At 67.5% G+C, this 2,510-nt stretch carries 4 protein-coding genes; 3 read left to right on the forward strand and 1 reads right to left on the reverse strand.

The window, feature by feature from the left end; genetic code table 11:
* Positions 1-248 (forward strand): MarR family winged helix-turn-helix transcriptional regulator (locus tag EN781_RS30460; RefSeq protein ID WP_145965718.1); only part of this gene is annotated, 248 nt, incomplete at its 5' end.
* Between the two features lie 31 nt (positions 249-279).
* On the opposite strand, the gene EN781_RS30465 is transcribed toward EN781_RS30460, so the two are convergent.
* The gene (locus EN781_RS30465; RefSeq protein ID WP_126058769.1) at positions 280-1,458 is read right to left on the reverse strand and encodes an MFS transporter; all 1,179 of its coding nucleotides are present in this window, start codon (positions 1,456-1,458) and stop codon (positions 280-282) included.
* Positions 1,459-1,652: 194 nt separating this feature from the next.
* Here EN781_RS30465 and EN781_RS30470 point away from each other — a divergent pair, with 194 nt between their 5' ends.
* Both EN781_RS30470 and EN781_RS30475 read left to right on the forward strand, forming a co-directional pair.
* Entirely contained in the window at positions 1,653-2,009 is a 357-nt protein-coding gene (locus tag EN781_RS30470; RefSeq protein ID WP_126058768.1) for a helix-turn-helix transcriptional regulator, read from the forward strand.
* Positions 2,009-2,510 (forward strand): metallophosphoesterase family protein (locus EN781_RS30475; RefSeq protein WP_145965719.1); only part of this gene is annotated, 502 nt, incomplete at its 3' end. The genes EN781_RS30470 and EN781_RS30475, both read left to right, overlap by 1 nt.

Genomic DNA, 2,510 nt, shown 5'->3' on the forward strand with positions numbered 1-2,510 from the left:
CGCTGAAGCCGCTGATCCGCGACGGCTATGTCGAGACTTTCGCCAACAAGGACGACCGCCGCGTCAAGCGCGTGCGGCTGACGCCGCAGGGCAATGTCAAGCTGGACGAGGCGATCAGGCTGTGGAGCGCGGCGCAGCAGCGTTTCGAGGACAAGGTCGGCGCCGAGCAGGCGGCGAAGCTTCGCGCGGCGCTGGACGCGGTGGCTGATCTCGATCTGGAAATGCCGGCGGCCACTCCTTCGCTCTGAATAAGCGGCCGCCAATCCAGCTTTGCAGCGGTTACTCGGCCGGCATTGCGACCGGGCGGGCCAATGCCCGGCCGGCCAGCACGATACCCAGGCCTACGATCGGAAACACTGCCGCGACAAGGCCGAGATCTGCCGGCACGCCGTAGCGCAGCACCATACTCCCGACCACCGCGCCCAGCGCCACGCCGAGATAGAGCGCCGAGGCGTTGAGCGAGAGCACGATCGGCGCGGCGTCCGGCGCCAGCTTGATGATGCGGCTCGCCTGCGCCGGAGGGAACGCCCAGCCGACGATGCCCCACGGCACCATCATGCCCATCAGCGCCGGCCCGGCGATATGCTGCGGCAGGAAGGTCGGGATCAGCGAGAAGGTAATCACCATCGCCGCGCTCAGCGCCAATGACCAGGCGACGGTGCGCGTCGCGCCGAAGCGGTCGGCCGCCTGGCCGCCGGCAATGTTGCCGATGACGGCGCCGACGCCGAAGGCGAGCAGCATTCCGGGCAGCGCCAGCGGGCTCAAGCCCCCGCTCTGGATGGCCAGCGGCGCAATGAAGCTGAAGACGGTGAAGGCGCCAACCAGCGCTAGGGCGGTCGTCAGCAGGATCGGCATCACGCCGGGCCGCAGCGCCGCCGCCAGACGCGCCCGGAGCGGCAGCCTGGTGCCGATGATGCCGCGTGGCAGCCGGTACCAGAGGATCGCGCCGGCCAGCGCGCCAAGTCCGGCGATGGCGAAGAAAGTGCCACGCCAGCCGGCCACTGCCGCGACAAGCGCACCGAGCGGCGCGCCGACTGCAACCGCCACCGTGGTGCCGCCGACGACGACGGCAATGGCACGCGCCCGGTGATGGTCATCGACCAGCGCCACCGCCGTGCCTTGCGCGGTCGCGGCGAACAGACCGGACGACAGCGCCATGATGATGCGGGCGATCAACAGCAATTCGAACGACGAGCTCAGAGCCGCCACCACATTGCCGAGCACGAAGAACACCAGCGTCCACAGGATGACGCTGCGCCGGTCCCACTCGCCGGTCAAGGTCGCCAGGACCGGCGCGCCGAACGCATAGGCGAGCGCGAAAGCGGTGATCAGCGAGCCGGCGAGCGGAACGGAGATGCCAGCATCGGCCGCGATGTCAGGCAGAAGGCTGGAGATGACGAAGCCTTCGGTCGAGATCGCGAACGAACCGAGCGCAAGCCAGAAGATCCGCTTGTCCATGGGAGTGTCCTTTTAGTTCAAAAGTTATTGAACAATTGGACATGGCGAGGCATGATGTCAATGAAGCCAGGGAAAAATAGCTGAACCCTGCTGACAGCCCTGTGTCAGGACTGGTCCGCGATGATCAGATCGTTTGCACCCGCCGCAGGAGGAGACGCGTTGAAGTTGGCTCTGTTTGTGCTTAATTCTCGGGCATGACACTGCCCCACCCAAATGCTGACCAGATCAGCCTGCCGATCGTGCTCGCCGTGCTCGGCGACCCGACCAGGCTTGCCATCGTGCGCTTTCTCGCCAGCAAGGAAGGCGTGCCGATGAACTGCAGCAAGTTCCTCGATCTCGGCTCCAAGACCAATCTCAGCTATCATCTGGCCAAACTGCGCGAGGCCGGCGTCACCCGCACCGAAGCTGTCGGCACCAACCGCATGATCACGCTGCGCCGCGACGACCTCGACCGCCGCTTCCCCGGCCTGCTCGACAGCGTCATCGCCGCCGCCGGCGATGACAAGGCGCTGCCCATGGTCGGCGCCGCCGAGATCGAGATCAGCGCCTGATGCGCATTGCGGTTCTCGCCGACGTCCATGGCAATGTGCTTGCCCTCGATGCGGTGCTCGACGATCTCGAGCGCCGCGGCGGGGCCGACATCGCCGTCAATCTCGGCGACTGTGTCTCCGGCCCGCTCTGGCCGCGCGAGACGATGGAACGGCTGCAGGCGCTCAACCTGCCGACCGTGCGCGGCAACCATGACCGCCGCGTGGCGCAGGACCCCGCCGACGAAACGATGTGGCCGTCCGACCGCTACGCCCAGGACCGGCTGACGGTGGCGCAGCGCGAGGCGCTGCTCGCCTTGCCGCTCACGCTGGAGATCGCGCCCGGGGTGGTCGCCTTCCACGCCCGCCCCGACCACGATGAAAAGTATCTCGCCGATGCCATCACCGACGGCCAGCTGGTGCGCGCGCCGCTGGCCGCGATCAGGCGGCGCCTGAAGTCGCTCGACCGCGCCTGCCGCATCGTGCTGTGCGGCCACAGCCATCGCGCAGAGCTGATTCGTATTC

The sequence above is a fragment of the Mesorhizobium sp. M4A.F.Ca.ET.090.04.2.1 genome (assembly GCF_003999085.1).
In the GTDB taxonomy this organism is placed as follows: Bacteria; Pseudomonadota; Alphaproteobacteria; order Rhizobiales; family Rhizobiaceae; genus Mesorhizobium.